Raw genomic sequence first — 20,579 nt, forward strand, 5'->3', positions numbered from 1 at the left:
GTAGGCACCACGGTAAATGGTACCGCTGGGTATTCCGCCGACCGGGGTCCGGGCGATCAACTCGCCGCGGCCACCACGCCGCCGTCGACGAGCAGATCGGTGCCGGTGACGAAGCCCGCGCGGTCGTCGAGCAGGAAGTCCGCGGCGGCGGCGATATCGTCCGGCGTGCCCACGCGGCCGGTGGCCGACATCTCGATCAGCGCGCGCATCCCCGCCCCGAGCGGACTCGACAGTTCCAGGCGGCCCATCGGGGTGGAGATGACGCCGGGGCTGATCGAGTTGATTCGCGCCCCCCGCGCGCCCCAGGCCCCGGCGGCGGCGCGGACCCGTAAAACATTGCCGCGCTTGGCGATCGCGTACGCCGCGCCGGGTTCGGTCAGCGTCTCCGGGGCGAGGAAGGGCAGCGTGAGCAGGTCGTCGGCGGGGGTGGCGGCCAGGGCCCGCTCCTGATCGTCGGGCAGTGCGCCGATCAGCCGCGCGGCCATGCTGGCGATCACCACCCCGGCCCCGCCGGGCGCGACCACCCGCGCGAACTCCTCGAGCACCAACGCGACCCCGAGCAGATCCACGCGCAGGATCGCCGCCGTGGGCGCCTGCGTCGGGGACAGCCCGGCGGTGTGCGCGATCCGGCTGACCGGGCCGAGCGCGGCGGCGGCGTCGGCGAGCTCGCGCACCGAATCCCGGTGCGCCACATCGACAACGCGCGAGGTGACCGTGTGGCCCTCGTCGCGCAGCTGCTCGGCGACGGCGTCGAGGGCCGCGGCGTCGAAGTCGGCGAGGAGCAGGCACCGCCCGCTGCCGATCCGGCGCGCGATGGCGCGGCCCATGCCGCCCACGCCGATGACGACCGCGACCGTCACGCGACGAGGCTGTCGGGTTCGACGGGAGCGAAGAACGCGCCCATTCCCCGGGCGCTCAACGCGTCGCCGAGACCCACGAAGTCGTAGACGTCCGGCTGACCGGGGTGGCGGACCAACGCGGCCAGTGGCTCGTGCGCCCCGTCGGCGAGCAGCGCCGCCCGGACCCGCGCGGTGTCGTGATCCACCGCGTCCCGGTGACGCTCGGTGTGCTCGAGCATCAGGTGCAGGCACAGCTGCTGGGCCGGGGTCGCCGGACGCGGCACGCCGCCTCGGGCGAGGGTGGCGGTGAGGGTGTCGAAGGACTGCGCCAGGTAGTAGAGGAACACCGGGCGCGGGCCGTGCAGGATGTCGGCGCGGACGCGGTCGGCGAGCGCCTTGCCGCTGTCGTGCAGGGCCGCGGCGATTCGCGGTGTGAGACCGGGGATTTCGTCGTCTCTCATGGGCGCTCCTGAAAGATGCTGTATAAGCAACGGTAAGGCAAACGGTTTGCTCGGGGCAAGGTCGTGGAAGGAGCCTCGCGATGACGCGGAGCGTCGGATTCGTCGGTGCGGGACAGATGGGCGAGCCGATGGTGGCCCGGCTGGTGGGCGCGGGGCACCGGGTGGTGGTGTACGCGCGCCGCGACGAGGTGCGCGAGCGGCTGCGCGCGCTCGGGGCGACGGTGGCCGACGCGGCGGCCGAGGCGGCCGCGCAGCCCGTCGTCATCGTGTGCCTCTACGACGACGCCCAGCTGACCGAGGTGCTCGGCGCGCCCGGCGGCGTGCTGGAGCGCGCGGCCCGCGACGCCGTGATCGTCTCGCACACAACGGGTTCCATCGCCACCCTGCGCGCGCTGGCCGCCGCCCACCCGGACGGCCCGGTCCTGCTCGACGGCCCGATCAGCGGCGGCCCGCACGATATCGCGGCGGGCGAATTGACCGTGCTGCTGGGCGGTCCCGCCGCCGCGGTCGAGACCGTGCGCCCGGTGCTGTCCGCCTACGCCGGGAATATCGTCGCCACCGGCGGTCTCGGCACGGCCCTGGCGGTGAAGCTGATCAACAACGCGCTGTTCTCCGCCAACGCGCAACTCGTCGCGACCGCGGTGCGGATCGGCGGCGAACTCGGCATCGCCGAGCGGGATCTGCTCGAGGCGCTGTCGCTGTGCAGCGGCCGCAGTTACGCGGCGGGATCGATTCGGCGCGGCGGCGGGGTGGCCGGATTCGAACCCGTGGTGGACCGGTTCCTGCGCAAGGATGTGGCGGCCTGCCTCGAGGCGGCCGACAGCGCCGGTATCGCCCTCGGCCCGCTGGCCGCGGTCCTCGCGGACGGGCCGTTCGATCTGGTCTGAGGCGATCATGGCCGCCCGGTGACCGCCGGAACGGCCACGCCCACTTCGAGATTCACCCGATCCTGGTAGAAGCCGATGTGCCCGCGCAGCACCGCGACCTCCGGGTACGGCTCCGGGTACTCCCACGCGATCGGCTCGGTCCCGTCCACCGGCCGCCAGTACCGGGCCTCGCCCTTGAACGGGCAGCGCGAGGTCGTGGGATCCGGCGCCAGCAGTTCGAAGCGGACGTCCGTGCTCGGCAGGTAAAAGACCACGCCGTGATCCTGTTCGGCCACCAGCAGACTCGCGGTGCTCTCGGCGAGGACCTCCCCGTCGTGGGTGACCCGGATCCGGTTGCGCACCCGCCGTACATCGACGATGTAGTCCGGCCGTTCGACATAACCCGATTGCTTCATCGCTGCCTCCTCCCATCCCATGGTGCCGCCTCGGTCGCCTCACAGCACGGCGTCCGCGCGCCCGCCCCGGTCCGCCGCGAAGCCGCGCACCATGGCGTGCACGGTGTAGGAGGCGACGAGACGGCCGTCCGCGGCGTGCACGCGCCCGTCGCCCTGGGCGTGCCCGCGCCCGGCGTAGATCGCGCGGGTGGAGTACAGCAGCCAGTCGCGCACGTCGGCCTCGTCGTGGTAGGTCACCGTCGCCATCGTGATGCCGGTCGAGATCGAGTGGTGGGCCATGGCCTCGGTCAGGCCCGCGTGCGGGCGCAGCGCGGCGGCGACGGTCCAGTGCGTGGTGGACTGGGTCAGCAGCGCGGCGTGCAGTTCCGGACGCCGCGGGGCGTCGCGAAAACGCGTCCACACGAACAACTCCGGCGGCCCGCACGCCGCGCTCGCGGGGTCGTAGCCGCCGACCACTCGCATGTCCCGGCCCGCCACGACCGCGCCCGGCAGATCCAGCGGGCGCAGGTCATCCGGCGGGGTGACCCGGGGCATCGGCTCGACGGCCGAAATGAGCTCGGGCGCACCGGAATCCAGCAGGACCAGGCCCGAGGCGCACAGTCGCTCGTCCTGGGTGACGCCCACCCGCGCGGTGGCGAAGGTGCGGCCACGGTGCGGGAGTTCGAGGTCGAGCGTCAGCGGCGCGTCGTGCGCGGCGACCCGGGAGAAGATCATCGAGACCGAGGTGACGCGATGGCTCGGCAGTTCGGCGGCCGCGGCGACCACCGCGCCGCCCAGCAGCTGCCCGGCCTCGACCACATTGCGTTCGGACGGGCCGTGCGCGGGGGCGCGATACCGCCCGGGTCCTGCGGGCAGCACGTCCATCAGCCGGACGAGTTCGGCCTGATCCCACGCGGGGGCAACGGTTCTCGCGCCCACGGGCACCTCCTCACCGTCCGGGGACATGTTCTCTCATTTGGATATGTAATTCTCATTGGCGAGAATATCATATCCGGCATGCGCACGATTCCCGCGGAGCTGGTCGAACGGTATGTGGCGGAGGGGTGGTGGACCCGGGACACGCTGGGCGAGTTGCTCGCCCGGGGTCTGGCGGCGGCGCCGGACCAGCGGTTCGAGGTGCACTCGCAGGTGCGGCCGTGGTCGGGCCGGGTGCGGGAGGTGGAGCGGGTGGCTCGCAGGCTCGCGGCCGGGTTGTCCGCGCGCGGGGTGGGCGCGGGGGACGTGGTGGCCTTCCAGCTGCCGAACTGGATGGAGGCCGCGGCGACGTTCTGGGCCTCGGCGCTGCTCGGCGCGGTGGTGGTGCCGATCGTGCACTTCTACGGGCGCAAGGAGGTCGGCTACATCCTCGCGACCACGCGGCCGAAGGTGTTCGTCACCGTCGAGCGCTTCGGCGCGCTCACCTTCGATCCGACCGTGTGCGCCGGGGTGCCGATCGTCGGCGTGGTGGGTCGCGACTTCGAGGAGTTGCTGGCCGACGAGCCGATGGCCGGGGTGGCGCGGGTCGATCCGGACGCGCCCGCGCTCATCGCCTTCACCTCCGGCACGACGCGAGACCCCAAGGGCGTCATCCACTCTCACCGCACGCTCGGCTTCGAGACCCGGCAGTTGGGCGGGCACTATCCGCCGGACTTCGGGGCGCAGCTGACCTGCGCGCCGGTCGGGCATTTCATCGGGATGATCAACGCGCTGCTCATCTCCGTGCTCAATGCCGCGCCGATCCATCTCCTGGACGTCTGGAGCACCGATCGCGCCCTGGCGCTGATGACGGAGTTCGAGGTGAATGTGGCCGGGGGCGTGCCGTATTACTTCACCAGCCTGCTCGACCATCCCGGCTTCACCCCCGAGCATCTGCGCTTCATCCGCTACGCGGGCATGGGCGGCGCGCCGGTGCCCGCGGCGGTCACCACGCGGCTGACCGATCTCGGCATCGTGGTCTACCGCTCCTACGGCAGCACCGAACATCCGTCGGTGACGGCCTCGGCGCACACCGCGCCCGCGCACAAGAGGCTGTTCACCGACGGCGAGCCGCTGCCCGGGGTGGAGGTGCGGCTGGCCGAGGACGGCGAGATCCTCACCCGCGGCCCGGATCTGTGCCTGGGGTACGTCGACGACGCGCTCACCGCCCGCGCCTTCGACGCCGAGGGCTGGTATCACACGGGGGACATCGGCGTCCTCGACGCGGACGGCTATCTGAGCATCACCGATCGGACCACCGACCTCATCATTCGCGGCGGGGAGAACATCAGCGCGGTGGAGGTCGAGGAGATCCTGCTCGGCCTGCCCGCGGTCGCCGAGGCGGCCGTGGTCGCCGCCCCCGACGCCCGCCTGGGTGAGCACGCCGCGGCGGTGTTGCGGCTGCGTCCCGGGCACGCCGCGCCCACCCTCGACGACATCCGCGCCCACTTCGCCGAACGGGGTCTCGCCAAACAGAAGTGGCCCGAGGAGGTGCACATCGTGGCGGATCTGCCGCGCACGCCCAGCGGCAAGGTGCAGAAGTACCGCATCCGGCAGGAACTGGCGGCCGGGGCCGCGGGAGAATAATATTCTCATATACGTGAAGGAGGATTCTCAATGACCAAGGTAGATCTGCCCTATCAGCTGTTCGACGCCGACAACCACCTCTACGAGACCGAGGAGGCCCTGACCAAGTACTTGCCCAAGGAGTACGACGGGGCCATCAAGTACGTGGAGGTCAACGGCCGCAAGAAGATCGCGGTGCTGGGCCAGATCAGCGAGTACATCCCCAACCCCACCTTCGACTACGTGGCCGCGCCCGGCGCGATGGAGGAGTACTTCAAGAACGGCAATCCGGAGGGCAAGAGCCGCCGCGAGATCTTCGGCAAGCCGATCGAGGCGATGCCCGCGTTCCGGGACCCGATCGAGCGCCTGAAGGTCATGGACGAATTGCAGTTGCGGCGCGCGCTCATGTTCCCGACCCTGGCGAGCCTGGTCGAGGAGCGCATGCGCCACCACCCGGATCTCATCCACGCGGTGATCCACTCGCTCAACCGCTGGATGCTCGAAACCTGGGGTCAGGACGGCGGTTTCGTGCATTCGGACCGGATCTTCACCGTGCCGGTGGTGAGCCTGCCGATCGTGGAGCGGGCCATCGAGGAACTGGATTGGTGTGTCGAGCACGGCGCCCGCGCGATCCTGATCCGCCCCGCGCCCGTGCCGGGGCTGCGGGGGATGCGCTCGTTCGCGTTGCCGGAGTTCGATCCGTTCTGGAAGCGGGTCGTCGAGCACGACGTGCTGGTCACCATGCACTCCTCCGACAGCGGCTACTCCCGCTTCGACGCCGAATGGGACGGGTCGAGCCTGGAGATGCTTCCGTTCAAGACCAACACCTTCCAGATGACCACGGCCTGGCGGCCGGTGACCGACGCGGTCGCCTCTTGGGTGTGCCACGGCGCGCTGTTCCGCTTCCCGGAGTTGAAGATCGCGGTCATCGAGAACGGCAGCTCGTGGCTGGAGCCGCTGTTGAACACGTTGCGCGATGTGTACAAGAAGGCTCCGGAGGGCTTCGGGTTCAAGGATCCGGTGGAGGCGGTCAAGCGCAGCCTCTACGTGAGCCCGTTCTGGGAGGAGGATCTGCCCGGGACCGCGGAGCTGATCGGCGTGGATCACGTGCTGTTCGGCTCGGACTGGCCGCATCCGGAGGGCCTGGCCGAACCGGCGCGCTACATCCACGAGATCAAGGACATGCCGGTCGAGGATCAGGCGAAGATCATGGGCGGCAATCTCGCTCGCCTGCTGAAGGTGTAGCGGCGGCGTCGTGGGCGATCACCGACTCCCCGAATTCCGCGAGCGTCGCGGGGTCGGCGAAGTCGGTGAACCACACGTAGAAGCGTTCCACGCCGAGGCGGGTCAGCCCGGCGAAATGCGCCCGCAGCCGCGCGGCGTCGCCGCACACCAGGCCGTCGCCGAGATACCCGAAGCGCCGCCGGGCCAGCTCGGCGACTCGCTCGGGATCGCTTGCGGCGCCGGCGAATCCGATGGCCTGCTGCACCGACACCCGCGCCGAACCGATCTCGCCGAGCAGTTCGGGCAGCCGGGGCAGGTGCGGGGCGGGCAGATTCCACCAGCTCGCGTGGCGGCGGACCAGCTCCAGGGTGCGCGGACCGACGCCGCCGACCAGCAGCGGGATCGGCACGGCGGGCGTGGGCGGCAGGGCGAGGTCGGAGTCGGGATCCCAATGGGCGGCCAGCAGGTCGAGGGTTCGCGCGAGCCGCCGATGGCGTTGCGGCGCACGGTCCTCGGTGATCCCGAACCGGATCAGCTCGGCGGGGATCGAGCCGGAGCCGAGGCCGAGTTCGAAGCGGCCGCCCGACGCCTCCTGGAGGGTGGCGGCCTGTTTGGCGAGCAGCGCGGGGTGCCGGAACGCGTCGCAGAGCACGAGATGGCCCACGCGCAGCCGGTCGGTGTGCGCGGCGACCCAGGTCGCCGCCGTCATCGCCTCCCACAGCGGTTGGTGTTCCGCGCCCGGCGCGAGGAGATGGTCGATGAAGGCGATGCCGTCGAAGCCCGCGTCCTCGGCCGCGCGGGCCCGGATCACGATGTCGCCCAGCGTCATTCGGATCTGGGGCAGGAAGACGAACCATTCGGCCATCGGAACCTCACTGGTGTAGGACGATCACGATCCGAAGGTGCCGAACACACCGCGGCGGCGCAGGTCCGCGATCTCCTCGGTGTCGAATCCGGCTGCGGCGAGGACGGTTTCGGTGTGCTCGCCCAGGGCGGGAATCGCGCCCATGGGCGGCGTCCAGCCCGTGATCACGGGCGGGGGCAGCAGGGCGGTCACCGGGCCGACCGGGGAGTCGATCGAGCGCCAGCGGTCGCGGGCGGTGAGGTGCGGATGAGCGATCACGTCGGTGGGGGTGTTGTAGCGGCTGTTGCCGATTCCGGCGGCGTCGGCGGCGGACTGGATCTCCGAAAGTGTGTGCTGGGTGGTCCATTTCGCGATGGCGGTGTCCAGGTCGGCGCGGTGGTGGACCCGATCGGCGTTGCTCGCGTAGCGGTCGTCGTCGGCCAGGTCCGGGCGGCCGAGCAGGTCGCGGGCGAGGCGTCGCCACTCCCGGTCGTTGGTCGTGCCCAGTACGACGGTGTGGCCGTCGGCGGTCGGGTAGGCCCCGTACGGGGCGACCGCGGGGGAGCTCATGCCCAGCGGGGTCTGGTCGACGCCGGTGTAGCGGGAGTAGGTGAGGGCGTAGCCCATGAGTTCGGCGGCGGTGTCGAACAGGCTCACCGCGGCCGGGCCCGGGACGGACGCGCCGCCGCGCCTCGCGAACAGCATGGCCATGATCGTGAGGGCGGCGTAGAGGCCCGAGCAGACATCGGCCACGGGCGGGCCGGGTTTGGCGGGCGCGTCCGGATGTCCGGTCACCGCGCACACGCCGGATTCGGCCTGGATCAACAGGTCGTAGGCGCGCTTGTGCGACAGGGGGCCGCCGGGGCCGTACCCGTCGATCTCCAGTACGACCAGATGCGGATGGCGCGTGGACAATTCGGCCGCGCCGAGACCGAGCGCGGTGGCCGCGCCCGGGGCGAGATTGGACACGAACGCGTCGGCGGTCGCCAGCAGCCGGTCCAGAACCGCGGGGCCGTCGGGATGTTTGAGGTCGAGGGTGACCGACTCCTTGCCGCGGTTGACCCAGACGAAATGCGCGCCGAGGCCGTGGACGACATCGTCGTAGGCACGGGCGAAATCGCCCACCGGCGGATTCTCGATCTTGATCACCCGGGCGCCGAAGTCGGCGAGGGTGCGGGTGCACATGGGCGCGGACACGGCCTGTTCGAGGGTCACCACGGTGACTCCGGACAGCGGTCCCGGGGCGGGGTGGTCGGAGTCCATGTCGCTCCTTCGAAACGGATTGGCGCGCTGACCGATTCGGTGCGCGTGCGATACACCGAACTGAATACAGTATGACGAACTATAATGCTGAGGAGAACATGTGGCCACCACGAACGGACGCCCGGCGCCGACGGTCACCCCGGAGAACGAGTTCTTCTGGACCTCGGGCGCGGACGGGCGCTTGCGGATTCAGGAGTGCCTGACCTGTTCGGCGCTGATCCATCCGCCGCAGCCGGTGTGCCGGTACTGCCGCGGCCGGAACCTCGGTGTGCGCGCGGTCTCCGGATACGCCACGCTCATCGGCTTCACCGTCAACCACCGGTTCGCGCTGCCCGGACTGCCCGCGCCGTATGTGGTGGCGCAGGTCGCGCTCGAGGACGATCCGCGGGTTCGGTTGACCACCAACGCGATCGGTTGCGAGCCGGAGACGCTCGCGCTCGGGATGCGGATGGCGGTCGAATTCGAGCGGGTCGGCGACGCGGTGTGGTTGCCGTTGTTCCGGCCCGCCGCCGAATCCGGGCCGCCCGCCGCGTTGCCGGTGGACGAGATCGACCCGGGGGAGATGCGCCGGTTCGTGCGGCCCATGGTGTCGTCGGAGAAGTTCGAGGACAAGGTCGCGATCACCGGGGTCGGCATGTCGCCGTTGGGTCGTCGGCTGATGGTGAATCCGCTCGCGCTGACCGTGCGGGCGTGCGAGGCGGCGGTGGCCGACGCCGGGTTGCGGCTCGAGGACATCGACGGGTTGTCGACCTATCCCGGGGCGGGCGCGGTCGGGCCGTTCGGGGAGGGCGGGGTCGGCGCGCTGGAGGCGGCGCTGGGTATCCGGCCGACCTGGTACAACGGCGGCGGCGACACCTTCGGGCCCGGGGGTTCGGTGATCGCGGCCATGCTCGCGGTCGCGGGCGGGCTGGCCCGGCACGTCCTGTGTTTCCGGACGCTGTGGGAGGCCACCTACGCGGAACTGATTCGCACGGGCCGTCTCGCGTCGCCGGGGCCGCGCACCGACGGCTGGCTGGCCCCGTTCGGGGCGACCTCGGCCGCGCACACGCTCGCGCAGAACGCGCAACGGCACTTCCATCGTTACGGCACCGACCGCGAGACGCTCGGGTGGATCGCGCTCAATCAGCGCGCCAACGCCGCGCTCGATCCGACGGCCATCTACCGCGATCCGCTCACGATGGACGACTATCTGAGCGCGCGGCCCATCACCACGCCGTTCGGGCTCTACGACTGCGACGTGCCCTGCGACGGTTCGATCGCGGTGATCGTGTCCGCGCGCGAGACCGCCCACGATCTGGCGCAGCCGCCGGTTCTGGTCGAGGCGGTCGGCACCCAGATCCTCGAACGCGTCGAATGGGATCAGAGCACCCTCACCCACGAACCCCAGGTCCTCGGCCAGGCCGCCCACCTGTGGACCCGCACCGATCTGCGGCCCGAGGATGTCGACGTGGCCGAACTATACGACGGGTTCACCTTCAACTGTCTGTCCTGGATCGAGGCGCTCGGCTTCTGCGGCATCGGCGAGGCGAAAGACTTTCTTGCCCAGGGCAAGAACATCGCCCGTGACGGTGTGCTCCCGCTCAACACCCACGGCGGCCAGCTCTCCCACGGCCGCACCCACGGCATGGGCCTGATCCGCGAGGCCGTCCTGCAACTGCGCGGGCAGGCCGAGGCCCGGCAGATTCCGGACGCGCGCGTCGCGGTGGCCAGCAGCGGGGGGCTCACGCCGAGCGGGGTGTTGTTGTTCCGGGCGGATCGGTGATCGCGCTCAGTGGCGAAAGAGCCTGCGGCGCGGCGGTTTCGGCGCGGGCAGGCCCCGATGCTCGGCGAAGGCGGCCGCGTCGGCGGCGGTGGTGGTCTTGGGGCGGGTGCGGGCCCAGGCGAGGAATTCGGCGGTGAACGCGGGTCCGCACGCGTGCGCGAGCAGCGGGTAGCGGTGCGCGATCTCGCGGGACCGCTTGTGCAGCAGGGCGTGGGCGGTCGCGGTCACGGCGTCGGCGTCGAAGCCCGCGGGGATCGGGCCGCCCGCGACCAGGGCGCGGACGAGGGCCGCCTGCTGGTCGGCGAGGGATTCGGTCCTGGGACCATCCGTGTTTCCGGCCGCGCGGCGAGGTCGCGTTTCGCGCGGGACGGACGTGGGCTCGGTCATGGCGCGGCCGTGGTGAGGGAGGGGCGGTTCGCGGCCGCGGCGAGGGCGTCGAGTTCGGCGCGGAGCTCGGGGGCGGGTGGGTAGTTGTCGTCGCGTTCGAGCATGAGGGGAACGGGGTGGCGGGCGGTGAATTCGGTGACCAGCGCGAGGACTTCGGCCGGGACGGGGTCGGCGTGGGTGTCGTGGTAGCGGCCGCCGGATTCGTGCCCGCCCGCGACGTGGCAGTAGGCGATGCGTTCGGCGGGCAGGCGGCACAGTTCGGTGAGCGGGTCGAGGCCGCGGTTGCGGGCGTTGGCGTAGACGTTGGCGATATCGATGAGCAGGTGGACGCCGGTTCGTTCGACCAGCTCCTGGAGGAACTCGGCCTCGGTGTACTCGGCCGTGGGCCAGTCGAACAGGGCCGCGATGTTCTCCACCGCGAGGGGGACGTCGAGGTCGGCGGTCGTGCGAGAGATGTTGCGCGCCAACGCATCCAGCGCCTCACGAGTGCGCGGCACCGGTAACAGGTGACCGGCCTCCAGGCCGCCCGCGCGCACGAACGCGATGTGCTCGCTCACCAGCGGTGCGCTCAGTGCGCGGGCGGCGGCCGCCAGGTGTTCGACCCGCCGCGGGTCCACCTCCTGCGCTCCGCCCAGCGACAGCGAAACCCCGTGCGGCACAACGGCTGTGCCGCGTGCGGCCAAGGCGGTCAACTCCGCGGGCGGGGTGACGGTCGTCCGGCCCCACCGGCGTCGCGGCGGCAGGGACTCCACGATCACCTCACAGAATCCGAGCCCGGTCAGTTCCGCTATGACGCCGCAGATCTCGCGCCGCCAGCCGATGCCGAGTGCGTGCGGCGGCAACGGGCCGTTCACCGGACTACCGCCGGTTCCCGGGACGTTCGGCGGCCACGCTCTCCGAAAGACGCCCGCCCACGGCCGAATCCGCGCGGGACGGGCGGTACGCCGCTGTCACCCACCGCAACCGCCGCCCCCGCAACCCCCGCCGCCGCAACTGCTTCCGCAGCTGCTGCTACTGCCGCAGCTGCTGCTGTCGCTGCCGCTGGAACAGCTGTCGCCCGAGGAACCGCCGCCGCCCGCGCTGGGGGCGAGGGTGCCGGTGGCGGCCGCGAGGGCGGGGTCCAGGGACCAGATGGCGGCCGCGCCGAACAGGGCGGCGGCCATGGCGGCGCTCGTCGGGCCGTAGGTGGCGAAGGCGGGGGCGTTGGACGGCCGCAAATGCGTGTTGCGCCTGGTGGTTTCGGCCAGAGCGGCCTTGCCGAACGGCGTGAGGCGCACCGGGCGGATGATGAGACCGTTGCAGATCGCGACGATGATCACGAGGACCACCAGGAACCCCACCGAATGCCGACCGGCCAGCCCGGCGATCACCCGAATCACGCCCAGCCCGAAGATCACCGCGCCCGGCAGTCCGGCCACCATCAGATCGCGCCGCAAGGCGGGACCCGCCAGCAGTCCCCGATCGACCAGCCGCGCCCGCAACTGCGCCAGCGGCACGGTCGACGCCGCCAGCAGGCTGCTCACATCGCGCCGGCCGCCCGCGGCGAGCCGATCGTAGAGCGACCGCACGAACGGGTCCGCGGACGGATTCGGCGGCCGGTAGGGGTTGCCCGCCGAGTCGATCATCTGCCCGCCGCGCAGTTCGGCGAGCCCGGCCAGCACCGCTCGCCGATCGTCGAACAGCATCGCGGTCTCCACCGGATTCAGCGCGATGTCGACCGGCCCGCGGTGCGCGCGGGTCAACCGGGTCCGCAGCACGACGCCGGTGAGCAGGGCGACGACCGCGACCAGCAGATACAACCGCAGGAAGTCCGGCCCCGAGACGCCCCAGGTGTCCGCGGACAGGAAATCGACGGGAGTGACCCGATCACGCATGGCACTCCACCTCGGAATAGCCGGAACACAACGCGATCAGTATCGACGCAACCGCCGCCCGAGCGCTACCGCACCGGCACGCCCGAACCCGAACGGTGATGCTACGGTTACCGCACGTTTCGGCCTCGGCCCACGACTCGGAAGGGAAACCGCATGGCGCGCAAGGTCGTTGTGGAACTCGTCGACGATTTCGACGGTGAGTCCACGGCCGAGGAGACGGTGTCGTTCGCCCTCGACGGCGTCGAGTACGAGATCGATCTGTCGGTGCTCAACGCGGGCCGGTTGCGCGCGGAGTTCGAGGCGTGGACCGGACACGGCCGCAGGACGGGCCGCGCCGCCCGCCCGGCCGCACCGGTCGCGGTCCCCGAACAGACCGCCGCCATTCGCGCCTGGGCGCGCCGCAATGGCTATCACGTGTCCGATCGCGGCCGCATCCAGGCCGAGGTGGTGGCCGCCTACGCGAAGGCCGGTGTGCGGCCGGAGTATTCAGCTGGGTAGTGCCCGCGAGGTGACCAGCACACCGGTGGCCAGCAGCGCGACACAGCCCAGCGTGAGCGGCATCGATCGGGTCAGGGCGAGCAGCCCGAGGCCGAAGATCACGCACAGTCCTGCGGCGAGAATCATCGTGCCCCGGTCCACCGGCCGAACTTTCGGGATCCGGAGGTCGGGGACTGTCATACCCGTGGGGTACCCGCCCGCCTCTTTATCAAACCGTTATCGGTTTGCCCGAAATGTGCTCAGCTCCGGCCCAATCCGGCGTCCACCGCATCGCACAGGCGGGTGAACAGCGGCAACGGCGGTGCGACGACCGCGGTTTCGCCCTCCACGGGCTCGCGCTGCGGCACGAACGTCTCGACGAGTTCGATGGCGGCGGCGATCCGGCGGGCGTCGAGCGTGGAGGCCGCGTGCCGGAAGATCGGCAGCTCCCGAACCTCCTCGGTGGCCATGTGCATCGCCACCCGATCGGCGAATTCGCCGAAGCGACCGGGGAATTCGACGTGGTCGACGCCCAGCTCGTAGAGTTCGGACAAGGTGGCGAGCAGCTCCCGCTCCTCGTGCACCCGGGTGCCCGCGCCCGCGGCGCCGCACCGGTCGACGGCCGGGTGCACGAGCGATTCCTCGACGCTCTCGTGCGCGGCCATCAGGCGGACCAGCTCGGCGAACGAGGTCTCGCGCGCACTGCCCGACTTCACCTCGCCGAGCAGTCCCTCGATCCGTCGATGCTGCCGAACGAGCAGATCCGCGGCGTACGCGGCGGCCCGGGTCACATCGACCACCCCTTTCCCATTGACGGCCCAGCTTGCTCGTCGGTTACCCTGCCCGGCCGCCTCGCAATCGTTCCGGGCGGCAGAAATCGGTCAATGCGGCTTGGCGTTGGCGCGGTCCCACAGTTTGTCGGTGGGTGCGGCTATGGTCTGGGGACATGACCGGGGCGGTCGGCATTTTCGTCCCTCGGTGGGGTAGTCGGTTCAGCAGTGTGTCAACGGGAGGAGTTCGTCATGCGTCATTCGAGTGTGCGTCCGGCTCGCGCGGTCGCGGGGCTGATGGCCGTCGCGGCGTTGACCGTCGGCGGCGCCGCGCAGGTGAGCGCCGAGGCCCCGGCGCCCGGTGCGGTGCAGGTGGATTGGCAGCAGGCCGTGCAGCGGCTGCGCGCGGCGGCCGCGGGCGACACGGCCGCGCTCCAGGCCATCGATCGGCTGGTGGCGGCGGGCGCGGTGCCCGCCGCGGCCCCGGTCGCGTTGCCCGCGCAGCCGTTCCAGATCCCGGCCCAGTCCGATATCGGCCGCGGCGACGGGCCCGGGGTGTACGGCTCGGGAATCGCCTTGGGCTACGACGGTTTCCGGTTCGGCTTCTTCGGCGGTCCGGGCACCATCGCGCCGAACCAGGCGGGCGCGCGCCTTCAGGTGGTGTGGATCAATCTGTCCAATGGCCGCAGCGGAACCGAGGATCTCGTCGAGCACAACGACGTGCCGGTCGACACGACCATCCGCACCCGTGCGCTCGATCCGGGCGCGGGCATGATCGTGGCGGCGGTGTACGGCTCGCTGTGGCATCGGTGGCCGGTTCCGGTCAGCGACGCCAATCCCGATGGCTACCAATACCAATTGGGGACGATCAGCGTGCCGTCGTTCGGAGCGGTGTACAACTGATCAGCCGTGCCGTCACCCCGGCCACCCGGTGGCCGAGGTGACGGCAGGTCGCGCGATCGGAGCCGAGAACGCCCGCGGGCGGGAGATCGGTGTCGGTCTGCGCGCCCGCGCCGAGGAAGAAGCCGAGCCGGTTGAGGTCGTCGCGGCTGGCGGTGCTGCTGTTCCAGCCCGCGACCAAACCCAGGTTCACCCAATGCATATGGTGCTGGGCGGCCAGCACGGCCAGTGACATCAGCGCGTGCAGCTTGTCGCCGCTCATGCCGCCGGAGTTGGTGAATCCGGCGGCCACCTTGTCCCGCCAGGCGCCTCGCACACAGCGCGACGAGGTGGCCTCGGCGAAGGTCTTGAAGGCGGCCGAGACGTCGCCCATATAGGTCGGGCTGCCGAAGACGATGGCGTCGGCGGCGTCGAGCACGGCCCAGCCGTCGGGGGTGATCCGGTCGACGGTCACGAGTTGGGCGGTGGCGTCGCCGTCGCGGGCGCCCGCGGCGACGGCCTCGGCGAGGACGGCGGTGTGTCCGTAGCCGGAGTGGTAGGCGACGGCGAGGCGAGGGGTGGGGAGGGTGTCGTTGCGCACGGGACCAGCCTGGCGGCGGGTCGGCGGTGCGGTCCAATACCGGCGTTCATAACCTCGGGGAATGGATATCGATACGCGGCTGCTGCGATCGTTCGTGGCGGTCGCGCGGGAGGGTCACCTGACCCGGGCCGCGCGGCGGCTCTACCTGTCCCAGCCCGCGCTGACCAAGCAGATCCGGCAGCTGGAACGGCTGCTCGAGGTGGAGCTGTTCGTGCGCTCGCGCGACGGCATGACGCTCACCGAGCCGGGGGCGGTGCTGGCCGAGCAGGCGCCCGCGCTGCTGGCGGGCTGGGATCGCGCGTTGCGGGCCACCAAGGGCAGTGCGAGCCGGGCCGCGTGCGTGCTGCGGGTGGGGTTCGTGGCCAGTGCCGCAAACGAATTCACCCCGCGCATCGTGGCCGCCTTCGGCGCGGTGGAGCCGGGGTGGCGGGTGGATATGCGCCAGTTCGGCTGGACCGATCCGAGTGCCGGGCTCGACGCGGGCGCGGTCGACGTCGCCCTGGTGCGGTTGCCGTTTCCCGGGCAGGAGGACTACCGGATTCGGGAGCTGTTCACCGAGCCGCGCTGGGTCGCGCTGCCCGAATCCCATCGGCTCGCCGGGCGGGACGACATCGAATTCGACGAGCTGTGGGGTGAGCCCTTCGTCGCGGCCCCGCCCGACAACGGCCGGTGGCGCGACTTCTGGATCGGCGCCGACGAACGGCCCTCGCATACGGCCGTGGTCGGCGCGGTCGCCCGCAATACCGATGAATGGCTGACGGCCATCGCCAATGGGTTCGGCATCAGCTTCACCCCCGAGTCGTCCGCCCGGTACTACCCGCGGCCCGGGATCGTCTACCGGCCGGTGCGCGGCATCGGGCCGAGCCGGGTGGCGGTGGCGTGGCCGGGGTCGACCGAGACGAATCCGGTTGTGGGGGAGTTCATTCGGTGTTGTGTGCGGAGCTGTGACCCGGAGTGAGGGCCGCGGCGAGTTTGGTGAGGAAGCGGGGCAGGTGGGGGTCGGTCGGCGGGAGGGCGCGGGTGTCGATGTCCCACCATTCGCCGCCGTCGAATTCGGCTGGGGCGAGGGGGTATTCGCGGGTGCGGTCGCCGCGGACGACGTACCAGAGGGAGACGTCGACGTGCGGGTCGGAGCCGACGGTGTTGCTCACGCTGAGGAAGACTGGGGCGTCGCCGAGGACGGTGAATTCGGCGGCGATGCCGAGCTCCTCCTCCGCCTCGCGCCGCGCGGTCGTGCGCGGATGCTCGCCGGGTTCGACGTGGCCGCCCATCGGAAGACGCAGGCCCGATTTGCGGTGTGCGCCAAGGTAGATGGCGTGGCTCTCGGGGTCGACGAGGGCGATGTAGGAGACGAGGTGCAGGCTGGGGGTGGCCGGGGGGACGCGGCGGAAGATGTCGTCGGTCTCGGCGAGCCAGGTACGGGTGCGGGCGAGGTGGTCGCGTTCGAGGTCGTCCAGCGGTGGGATGGCGCGAACGAGATCGGCGACGGCCGTGGTGGCGCGGTCCATGGGGGGACCTTAGAGGGAGGTACCGACACGTCTTGACCTGGAGGGCGCTCCGGCCTTGGACCGGGGCCTCCACCGTCTTGACCTGGAGGGCGCTCCAGATCCTACGGTCGGGGCATGAGCGAGAAATCGGTGCGGCCGAGCTTCGGGATCAAGACCACTCCGGCGGGGGTGGGTTATGACGAGATCGTGCGGGTGTGGCGGGAGGCGGACGAGATTCCCGAGATCGAGCACGCGTGGCTCTACGATCATCTGCTGCCGCGGGTCGGTCCGGACGCGGGTCTGGACGATCCGGTGCACGAGGGGTGGACGCTGTTGGCCGCGCTGGCGGCGCAGACGCGGCGGCTGCGGTTGGGACTGCTGGTGACCAACAATCGGATTCGGCGCCCCGCGGTCCTGGCCAAGATCGCCGCCACGGTCGACGTGATCTCGGGCGGCCGCCTCGATGTCGGCATCGGCATCGGCGGGCTGCCCGGCAGCGATCCGCGCTATGGCGAGATGGTCGTCCCCGAGTACGAGGCGTACGGAATCCCGTTGCGGCCGTGGGCCGAAGCGGTCGCCGACTTCACCGAATCCTGCGAGATCATCCGGCGGCTGTGGACCGAGGACGTCTTCGACTTCGACGGCGTCCACCACCGCCTGCGCGGCGCCCGCTGCAACCCCAAACCCGTCCAACACCCGCACCCACCCCTGCTCATCGCCGGCTCCGGCCGCGCCACCCTGGCGATAGTCGCCGAACACGCCGACATCTGGAACGTCATCGGCCCGCCACTCACCTCGATCGAAACCCTCCGCCGCCACAACGAATCCCTCGACGCCCACTGCGCGGCCCGCGGCCGCGACCCGCGCGAGATCACCCGCTCGGTACAAACGGTCATCTCCTACGACGACCCCGCCCGCATCCGCGCCACCTTGGCCGAGCTGGTCGCCGCCGGTTTCACCCACATCGTCCTGAACCTACCGAGCCCCTACCCACCACACGTAGCCCATTGGGCCGCAACGGAATTGATCGCCCCGACCCTGGAGGCCGCCGGTATAGACCCCACGACCCTCGCGTAGCGGGCACCGACGGCTACGCGACCGCCGATCGATCGGCGTGACGGTGGCCCGTGCCGCGCCCGGAGCCACCGCCCGCCAGCTGCGTAACCGTCTCCGTGTCGTGCCCTGGAGCCACCTCCTCGAGGGCGTGACCGTCTCCCGTGCCGCGCCCCGGGACCACCCTCGAAGGGCGTGACTGTGTCCGTGTCTCGCCGCGGGGCTACCCCTCGAGCGGCGTGACCGTGTCCCGTGTTGCGCTTCCGGGCTACCCCTCGAGCGGGACCGTGTTCCGTGCCGCGCCCCGGGCCACCCATCTCCAGCGGCGTGACCCTCTTCTCTGCCGTGCCTCCCCACGTCGGCCGGAGCGGGACGGTACGTTGAGCCCCATGCCCGTTGTGTCGCGTCGTCGGATGGCGGCCGTGGTGGTCGCGGTGGGTTTGTGGGTGGGGGGTGCCGTGCCTGCGGCGGTGGGGGAGGGGCCGGGGGAGGCTCGGTTGAGTGGGGTGGGGGTGTTGGATCCGCGGTGGGGGTTTGCGGCGGCTGCGGCGGGGATCGAAATCGGGTATGGGACAACGGATCAGTGGGGGCGGGCGGCGCGGGGGTCGGGGGCGTTGTATCTGCCGCACGGGGTGCCGCCGGTGGGTGGGTGGCCGGTGGTGGTGTGGGCGCACGGGACCGTGGGGATCGGGGACGGGTGTGCGCCGTCGCGGCGGCCGCAGAGCGAGCGGAACAGCGCCTATCTGAATCGGGTGCTCGACAGGGGGTACGCGGTGCTGGCGCCGGACTATCAGGGGCTGGGGACCGAGGGGCAGTTCAGCTACTACAACAGTGCGGTCGAGGGGGCGTCGATCCTCGACGCGGTCGCGGCGCTCCGCACCGTGCCCGTACCGCTCTCGCGGTCGTGGGCGATCGTGGGTCAGTCCGAGGGGGCGCACGCGGCGATGAGCGCGGCCGGGCGGTACGCCGAGAGCGGCGGCGGCGCGGCGACGGGTCTGCGCGCGGTGGTCGCGACCGGGCTGCGCACCGACCCGCCGCACAGCCTGCGCGCCATGTTCCGCCGCGGTTCCACCGGCGCACAGAACCAGGTCGGCTACGCCGCCTACTTCCTGGCCGCGCTGCGCGAGCTGGCCCCCGAGCGCGTCACGCCCTACCTGTCGGACTTCGGCCGCGACTACGTGGAAGCCGCTGCCACGCAATGCCTTTCGGATCTGGTCGCCCGCGCCGCGGGTCGCCGCCCCGCCGATCTGGTCGCCGACCCCGATCACCCCACCCCCACCTTCGACGCCGATATCGCCGCCCTCACCGGCTACCGCGACCACGATCTCCCCGCCGACATCCTCCTCGGCTACGGCACCGCAGACATCGACGTCCCGCCCACCGGCACCGACGCCTACGCCGCCGCCCTGCGCGCCGCCAACCCGGGCATCGGCGTCACCGTCGAGAGCTACCCGGGCGCCGACCACAGCGGCGCGTTCCTCGCGTCCCTCCCGGACGCTCTCGCCTTCCTCGACGCCCACCTGCGCTGAGCCTCGGGGCCGTCGCCCACACGCCGTCGTGATCGCCGGGAAGGCCGTGCGCCCGAACCGAACCGCCGCGCCGTCGTTCCCGGTGAGAGCCGCGGCCACCCTGTAACACCAGCGCCGTTCCCCGACGACGTATCGGTACCGGAGCCGTTCCGGGCGCGGGCGGTTCCGGTGCAGGTCGTTCAGTTCTCGAGGTGAATTGCGGTGAAGAACGTTTTCCGTCGGTGGCGGCGGCGCGGGAGTCGGTATCGCGGGTCGGGGTATCCGGCGGGCCTGCGCGCGGATCGGTTGCGGCGCAACGGGATCAGCGTGCGGACCTGCCGGGTGGAGTCGTGCGCGGTGGAGCCGTTCGACGCCTGAGGTGTAGGCGGCCGGGTGACGGGTATCACTCCCGGCAGATTTTCGCCGAGAACCCGAGGGCCGCCTGATGAGACTGCTACCGATTTCCTCCGCACCGCTCGAGACGGTCGTCGAATGGGTCGGCGACCAGGTGCGACGGCGGGTGCCCGAGGCGGATATGCGCAACCGCGACCCCGCCTACATCGCCCGCATGACCGAACCCAACTGGCAGCTGCTGCGCCTGTACTTCCGGCCGGAAATCCGTGGGCTGCACCGCATTCCGGCGGAGGGGCCGGTGCTGATCGTGGGCAACCACTCCGGCGGCAACACCTCCCCGGAGGTGCTGGTGACCACCGTCGCCTTCGCCCGGCACTTCGGGCCCGAGCGGCCGTTCTATCAGCTCGCCCACAATCTGGTGATGCTCGTCCCCGTGCTCGGTTCGATCCTCGGCAAGTGGGGCACGATGGCCGCCGACCCCGAGAACGCCCGTGCCGCACTGCGTTCCGGAGCGGTCGTGCTGGTGTATCCCGGCGGGGACTGGGAGGTGCACCGGCCCGCCTGGGAGGGCGACCGCATCGACTTCGCGGGCCGCACCGGATTCCTGCGCCTGGCCTGGGAGGAGAAGGTGCCGATCGTGCCGATGGTGAATTACGGTGCGCACCAGAATCATCTGATCCTCACCCGCGGCGAGTGGATCGCCCGCCTGCTGCGCTTGGACCGGATGCTGCGCCTCAAGGTCTTCCCGATCTCCCTGGCCGCCCCGTGGGGCCTGAACATCAGCGATCTCGCGGGCCACCTCCCGCTGCCCGCCAAGGTCACCATCGAATTCCTCGACCCCATCGACCTGCGCGCCGAACTCGGGCCCGACCCGGATTTCGACGAGGCGTACGACCGCGTCACCGAGCTCATGCAGGGCACGCTGACGCGGCTCGCCGACGAGGCGGATCTGCCCATCCTCGGGTGAGGTCCGAAGGTGCGTGAGACAGCTAAC

Annotated in this window: 24 protein-coding genes; 11 read left to right on the forward strand and 13 right to left on the reverse strand. The window is 71.2% G+C overall.

The window, feature by feature from the left end; all coding sequences use genetic code 11:
- Positions 1-56 precede the first annotated feature (56 nt).
- Together ACWDSJ_RS12045 and ACWDSJ_RS12050 are read right to left on the reverse strand one after the other, a co-directional pair.
- Complete coding sequence (locus ACWDSJ_RS12045; RefSeq protein WP_450031448.1) at positions 57-860, reverse strand: SDR family oxidoreductase; 804 nt, start codon at positions 858-860, stop codon at positions 57-59.
- A complete protein-coding gene (locus tag ACWDSJ_RS12050; RefSeq protein ID WP_450031450.1) occupies positions 857-1,300 on the reverse strand; it encodes a hypothetical protein in 444 nt (147 codons plus the stop codon). The genes ACWDSJ_RS12045 and ACWDSJ_RS12050 overlap by 4 nt, the downstream gene beginning before the upstream one ends.
- 80 nt (positions 1,301-1,380) lie before the next feature.
- Between ACWDSJ_RS12050 and ACWDSJ_RS12055 the strand changes: the two genes are divergently transcribed.
- A complete protein-coding gene (locus ACWDSJ_RS12055) occupies positions 1,381-2,187 on the forward strand; it encodes an NAD(P)-dependent oxidoreductase (RefSeq protein WP_450031452.1) in 807 nt (268 codons plus the stop codon).
- A 5-nt stretch (positions 2,188-2,192) separates the two neighbouring features.
- Here the strand turns inward: ACWDSJ_RS12055 and ACWDSJ_RS12060 are convergent, their stop codons facing one another.
- The gene (locus tag ACWDSJ_RS12060) at positions 2,193-2,582 is read right to left on the reverse strand and encodes a DUF427 domain-containing protein (protein WP_387360582.1); all 390 of its coding nucleotides are present in this window, start codon (positions 2,580-2,582) and stop codon (positions 2,193-2,195) included.
- Between the two features lie 39 nt (positions 2,583-2,621).
- Entirely contained in the window at positions 2,622-3,527 is a 906-nt protein-coding gene (locus ACWDSJ_RS12065; protein ID WP_450031454.1) for an acyl-CoA thioesterase, read from the reverse strand.
- Positions 3,528-3,578: 51 nt separating this feature from the next.
- Here ACWDSJ_RS12065 and ACWDSJ_RS12070 point away from each other — a divergent pair, with 51 nt between their 5' ends.
- Positions 3,579-5,123, forward strand: coding sequence for an AMP-binding protein (locus ACWDSJ_RS12070; RefSeq protein WP_450031456.1), 1,545 nt, complete (start codon positions 3,579-3,581; stop codon positions 5,121-5,123).
- A 30-nt stretch (positions 5,124-5,153) separates the two neighbouring features.
- Positions 5,154-6,347: an amidohydrolase family protein gene (locus ACWDSJ_RS12075; protein WP_450031458.1), complete on the forward strand. Its 1,194-nt coding sequence runs from the start codon at positions 5,154-5,156 to the stop codon at positions 6,345-6,347.
- Here ACWDSJ_RS12075 and ACWDSJ_RS12080 read toward each other — a convergent pair.
- Together ACWDSJ_RS12080 and ACWDSJ_RS12085 are read right to left on the reverse strand one after the other, a co-directional pair.
- Positions 6,310-7,191, reverse strand: coding sequence for an LLM class flavin-dependent oxidoreductase (locus tag ACWDSJ_RS12080; protein WP_450031460.1), 882 nt, complete (start codon positions 7,189-7,191; stop codon positions 6,310-6,312). The two genes, ACWDSJ_RS12075 and ACWDSJ_RS12080, sit on opposite strands and share 38 nt — an antisense overlap.
- Positions 7,192-7,215: 24 nt before the next feature.
- Positions 7,216-8,433: a CaiB/BaiF CoA transferase family protein gene (locus ACWDSJ_RS12085; RefSeq protein ID WP_450031462.1), complete on the reverse strand. Its 1,218-nt coding sequence runs from the start codon at positions 8,431-8,433 to the stop codon at positions 7,216-7,218.
- A 100-nt stretch (positions 8,434-8,533) separates the two neighbouring features.
- On the opposite strand from ACWDSJ_RS12085, the gene ACWDSJ_RS12090 reads away from it, so the two are divergent.
- On the forward strand, positions 8,534-10,195 hold the full coding sequence (locus ACWDSJ_RS12090) for a thiolase C-terminal domain-containing protein (protein ID WP_450031464.1): 1,662 nt from the start codon (positions 8,534-8,536) through the stop codon (positions 10,193-10,195).
- A 6-nt stretch (positions 10,196-10,201) separates the two neighbouring features.
- Here the strand turns inward: ACWDSJ_RS12090 and ACWDSJ_RS12095 are convergent, their stop codons facing one another.
- The 3 genes from ACWDSJ_RS12095 to ACWDSJ_RS12105 form a co-directional block, all read right to left on the reverse strand.
- Entirely contained in the window at positions 10,202-10,582 is a 381-nt protein-coding gene (locus tag ACWDSJ_RS12095; protein WP_450031466.1) for a hypothetical protein, read from the reverse strand.
- Positions 10,579-11,436 carry a DUF692 domain-containing protein gene (locus ACWDSJ_RS12100; RefSeq protein ID WP_450031468.1) on the reverse strand — a complete coding sequence of 286 codons (858 nt, stop codon included), beginning with the start codon at positions 11,434-11,436 and terminating at the stop codon, positions 10,579-10,581. The genes ACWDSJ_RS12095 and ACWDSJ_RS12100 overlap by 4 nt, the downstream gene beginning before the upstream one ends.
- A gap of 96 nt (positions 11,437-11,532) precedes the next feature.
- The gene (locus ACWDSJ_RS12105) at positions 11,533-12,456 is read right to left on the reverse strand and encodes a TIGR04222 domain-containing membrane protein (protein ID WP_450031470.1); all 924 of its coding nucleotides are present in this window, start codon (positions 12,454-12,456) and stop codon (positions 11,533-11,535) included.
- 153 nt (positions 12,457-12,609) lie between these two features.
- Here ACWDSJ_RS12105 and ACWDSJ_RS12110 point away from each other — a divergent pair, with 153 nt between their 5' ends.
- Positions 12,610-12,954 (forward strand): histone-like nucleoid-structuring protein Lsr2, encoded by a 345-nt coding sequence (locus ACWDSJ_RS12110; protein ID WP_450031472.1) that lies wholly within the window; start codon positions 12,610-12,612, stop codon positions 12,952-12,954.
- Here ACWDSJ_RS12110 and ACWDSJ_RS12115 read toward each other — a convergent pair.
- Positions 12,943-13,134 (reverse strand): hypothetical protein, encoded by a 192-nt coding sequence (locus tag ACWDSJ_RS12115; RefSeq protein ID WP_387360603.1) that lies wholly within the window; start codon positions 13,132-13,134, stop codon positions 12,943-12,945. The genes ACWDSJ_RS12110 and ACWDSJ_RS12115 overlap by 12 nt on opposite strands.
- Positions 13,135-13,193: 59 nt before the next feature.
- The gene (locus ACWDSJ_RS12120; RefSeq protein WP_450031474.1) at positions 13,194-13,724 is read right to left on the reverse strand and encodes a hemerythrin domain-containing protein; all 531 of its coding nucleotides are present in this window, start codon (positions 13,722-13,724) and stop codon (positions 13,194-13,196) included.
- Positions 13,725-13,955: 231 nt separating this feature from the next.
- Here ACWDSJ_RS12120 and ACWDSJ_RS12125 point away from each other — a divergent pair, with 231 nt between their 5' ends.
- A complete protein-coding gene (locus ACWDSJ_RS12125; RefSeq protein WP_450031476.1) occupies positions 13,956-14,606 on the forward strand; it encodes a hypothetical protein in 651 nt (216 codons plus the stop codon).
- Here the strand turns inward: ACWDSJ_RS12125 and ACWDSJ_RS12130 are convergent.
- Positions 14,572-15,183, reverse strand: a complete 612-nt coding sequence (locus tag ACWDSJ_RS12130; RefSeq protein WP_450031478.1) for a flavodoxin family protein — start codon at positions 15,181-15,183, stop codon at positions 14,572-14,574. The genes ACWDSJ_RS12125 and ACWDSJ_RS12130 overlap by 35 nt on opposite strands.
- Before the next feature lie 61 nt (positions 15,184-15,244).
- Here ACWDSJ_RS12130 and ACWDSJ_RS12135 point away from each other — a divergent pair, with 61 nt between their 5' ends.
- The gene (locus tag ACWDSJ_RS12135; RefSeq protein WP_450031480.1) at positions 15,245-16,141 is read left to right on the forward strand and encodes a LysR family transcriptional regulator; all 897 of its coding nucleotides are present in this window, start codon (positions 15,245-15,247) and stop codon (positions 16,139-16,141) included.
- Here the strand turns inward: ACWDSJ_RS12135 and ACWDSJ_RS12140 are convergent.
- Complete coding sequence (locus tag ACWDSJ_RS12140; RefSeq protein WP_450031482.1) at positions 16,104-16,691, reverse strand: NUDIX domain-containing protein; 588 nt, start codon at positions 16,689-16,691, stop codon at positions 16,104-16,106. The genes ACWDSJ_RS12135 and ACWDSJ_RS12140 overlap by 38 nt on opposite strands.
- A gap of 114 nt (positions 16,692-16,805) precedes the next feature.
- On the opposite strand from ACWDSJ_RS12140, the gene ACWDSJ_RS12145 reads away from it, so the two are divergent.
- The 4 genes from ACWDSJ_RS12145 (at position 16,806) to ACWDSJ_RS12160 (ending at position 20,552) form a co-directional block, all read left to right on the forward strand.
- Positions 16,806-17,747, forward strand: a complete 942-nt coding sequence (locus tag ACWDSJ_RS12145) for an LLM class flavin-dependent oxidoreductase (protein WP_450031484.1) — start codon at positions 16,806-16,808, stop codon at positions 17,745-17,747.
- Positions 17,748-18,112: 365 nt separating this feature from the next.
- Complete coding sequence (locus ACWDSJ_RS12150) at positions 18,113-19,252, forward strand: alpha/beta hydrolase family protein (protein WP_450031486.1); 1,140 nt, start codon at positions 18,113-18,115, stop codon at positions 19,250-19,252.
- 201 nt (positions 19,253-19,453) lie between these two features.
- Positions 19,454-19,609, forward strand: coding sequence for a hypothetical protein (locus ACWDSJ_RS12155; protein ID WP_450031488.1), 156 nt, complete (start codon positions 19,454-19,456; stop codon positions 19,607-19,609).
- 67 nt (positions 19,610-19,676) lie between these two features.
- Positions 19,677-20,552 carry a 1-acyl-sn-glycerol-3-phosphate acyltransferase gene (locus ACWDSJ_RS12160; RefSeq protein WP_387360619.1) on the forward strand — a complete coding sequence of 292 codons (876 nt, stop codon included), beginning with the start codon at positions 19,677-19,679 and terminating at the stop codon, positions 20,550-20,552.
- Positions 20,553-20,579: the final 27 nt, after the last annotated feature.

This window comes from Nocardia sp. NPDC003482, assembly GCF_053588115.1.

Excerpts from the sequence above, each read along its gene's own strand:
- ACWDSJ_RS12050 (WP_450031450.1), bottom strand. The coding sequence starts at position 1,300 with ATGAGAGACGACGAAATCCCCGGTCTCACACCGCGAATCGCCGCGGCC.
- ACWDSJ_RS12055 (WP_450031452.1), top strand. The coding sequence starts at position 1,381 with ATGACGCGGAGCGTCGGATTCGTCGGTGCGGGACAGATGGGCGAGCCG.
- ACWDSJ_RS12060 (WP_387360582.1), bottom strand. The coding sequence starts at position 2,582 with ATGAAGCAATCGGGTTATGTCGAACGGCCGGACTACATCGTCGATGTA.
- ACWDSJ_RS12065 (WP_450031454.1), bottom strand. The coding sequence starts at position 3,527 with ATGTCCCCGGACGGTGAGGAGGTGCCCGTGGGCGCGAGAACCGTTGCC.
- ACWDSJ_RS12070 (WP_450031456.1), top strand. The coding sequence starts at position 3,579 with ATGCGCACGATTCCCGCGGAGCTGGTCGAACGGTATGTGGCGGAGGGG.
- ACWDSJ_RS12075 (WP_450031458.1), top strand. The coding sequence starts at position 5,154 with ATGACCAAGGTAGATCTGCCCTATCAGCTGTTCGACGCCGACAACCAC.
- ACWDSJ_RS12080 (WP_450031460.1), bottom strand. The coding sequence starts at position 7,191 with ATGGCCGAATGGTTCGTCTTCCTGCCCCAGATCCGAATGACGCTGGGC.
- ACWDSJ_RS12085 (WP_450031462.1), bottom strand. The coding sequence starts at position 8,433 with ATGGACTCCGACCACCCCGCCCCGGGACCGCTGTCCGGAGTCACCGTG.
- ACWDSJ_RS12095 (WP_450031466.1), bottom strand. The coding sequence starts at position 10,582 with ATGACCGAGCCCACGTCCGTCCCGCGCGAAACGCGACCTCGCCGCGCG.
- ACWDSJ_RS12105 (WP_450031470.1), bottom strand. The coding sequence starts at position 12,456 with ATGCGTGATCGGGTCACTCCCGTCGATTTCCTGTCCGCGGACACCTGG.
- ACWDSJ_RS12110 (WP_450031472.1), top strand. The coding sequence starts at position 12,610 with ATGGCGCGCAAGGTCGTTGTGGAACTCGTCGACGATTTCGACGGTGAG.
- ACWDSJ_RS12115 (WP_387360603.1), bottom strand. The coding sequence starts at position 13,134 with ATGACAGTCCCCGACCTCCGGATCCCGAAAGTTCGGCCGGTGGACCGG.
- ACWDSJ_RS12125 (WP_450031476.1), top strand. The coding sequence starts at position 13,956 with ATGCGTCATTCGAGTGTGCGTCCGGCTCGCGCGGTCGCGGGGCTGATG.
- ACWDSJ_RS12135 (WP_450031480.1), top strand. The coding sequence starts at position 15,245 with ATGGATATCGATACGCGGCTGCTGCGATCGTTCGTGGCGGTCGCGCGG.
- ACWDSJ_RS12140 (WP_450031482.1), bottom strand. The coding sequence starts at position 16,691 with ATGGACCGCGCCACCACGGCCGTCGCCGATCTCGTTCGCGCCATCCCA.
- ACWDSJ_RS12145 (WP_450031484.1), top strand. The coding sequence starts at position 16,806 with ATGAGCGAGAAATCGGTGCGGCCGAGCTTCGGGATCAAGACCACTCCG.
- ACWDSJ_RS12150 (WP_450031486.1), top strand. The coding sequence starts at position 18,113 with ATGCCCGTTGTGTCGCGTCGTCGGATGGCGGCCGTGGTGGTCGCGGTG.
- ACWDSJ_RS12160 (WP_387360619.1), top strand. The coding sequence starts at position 19,677 with ATGAGACTGCTACCGATTTCCTCCGCACCGCTCGAGACGGTCGTCGAA.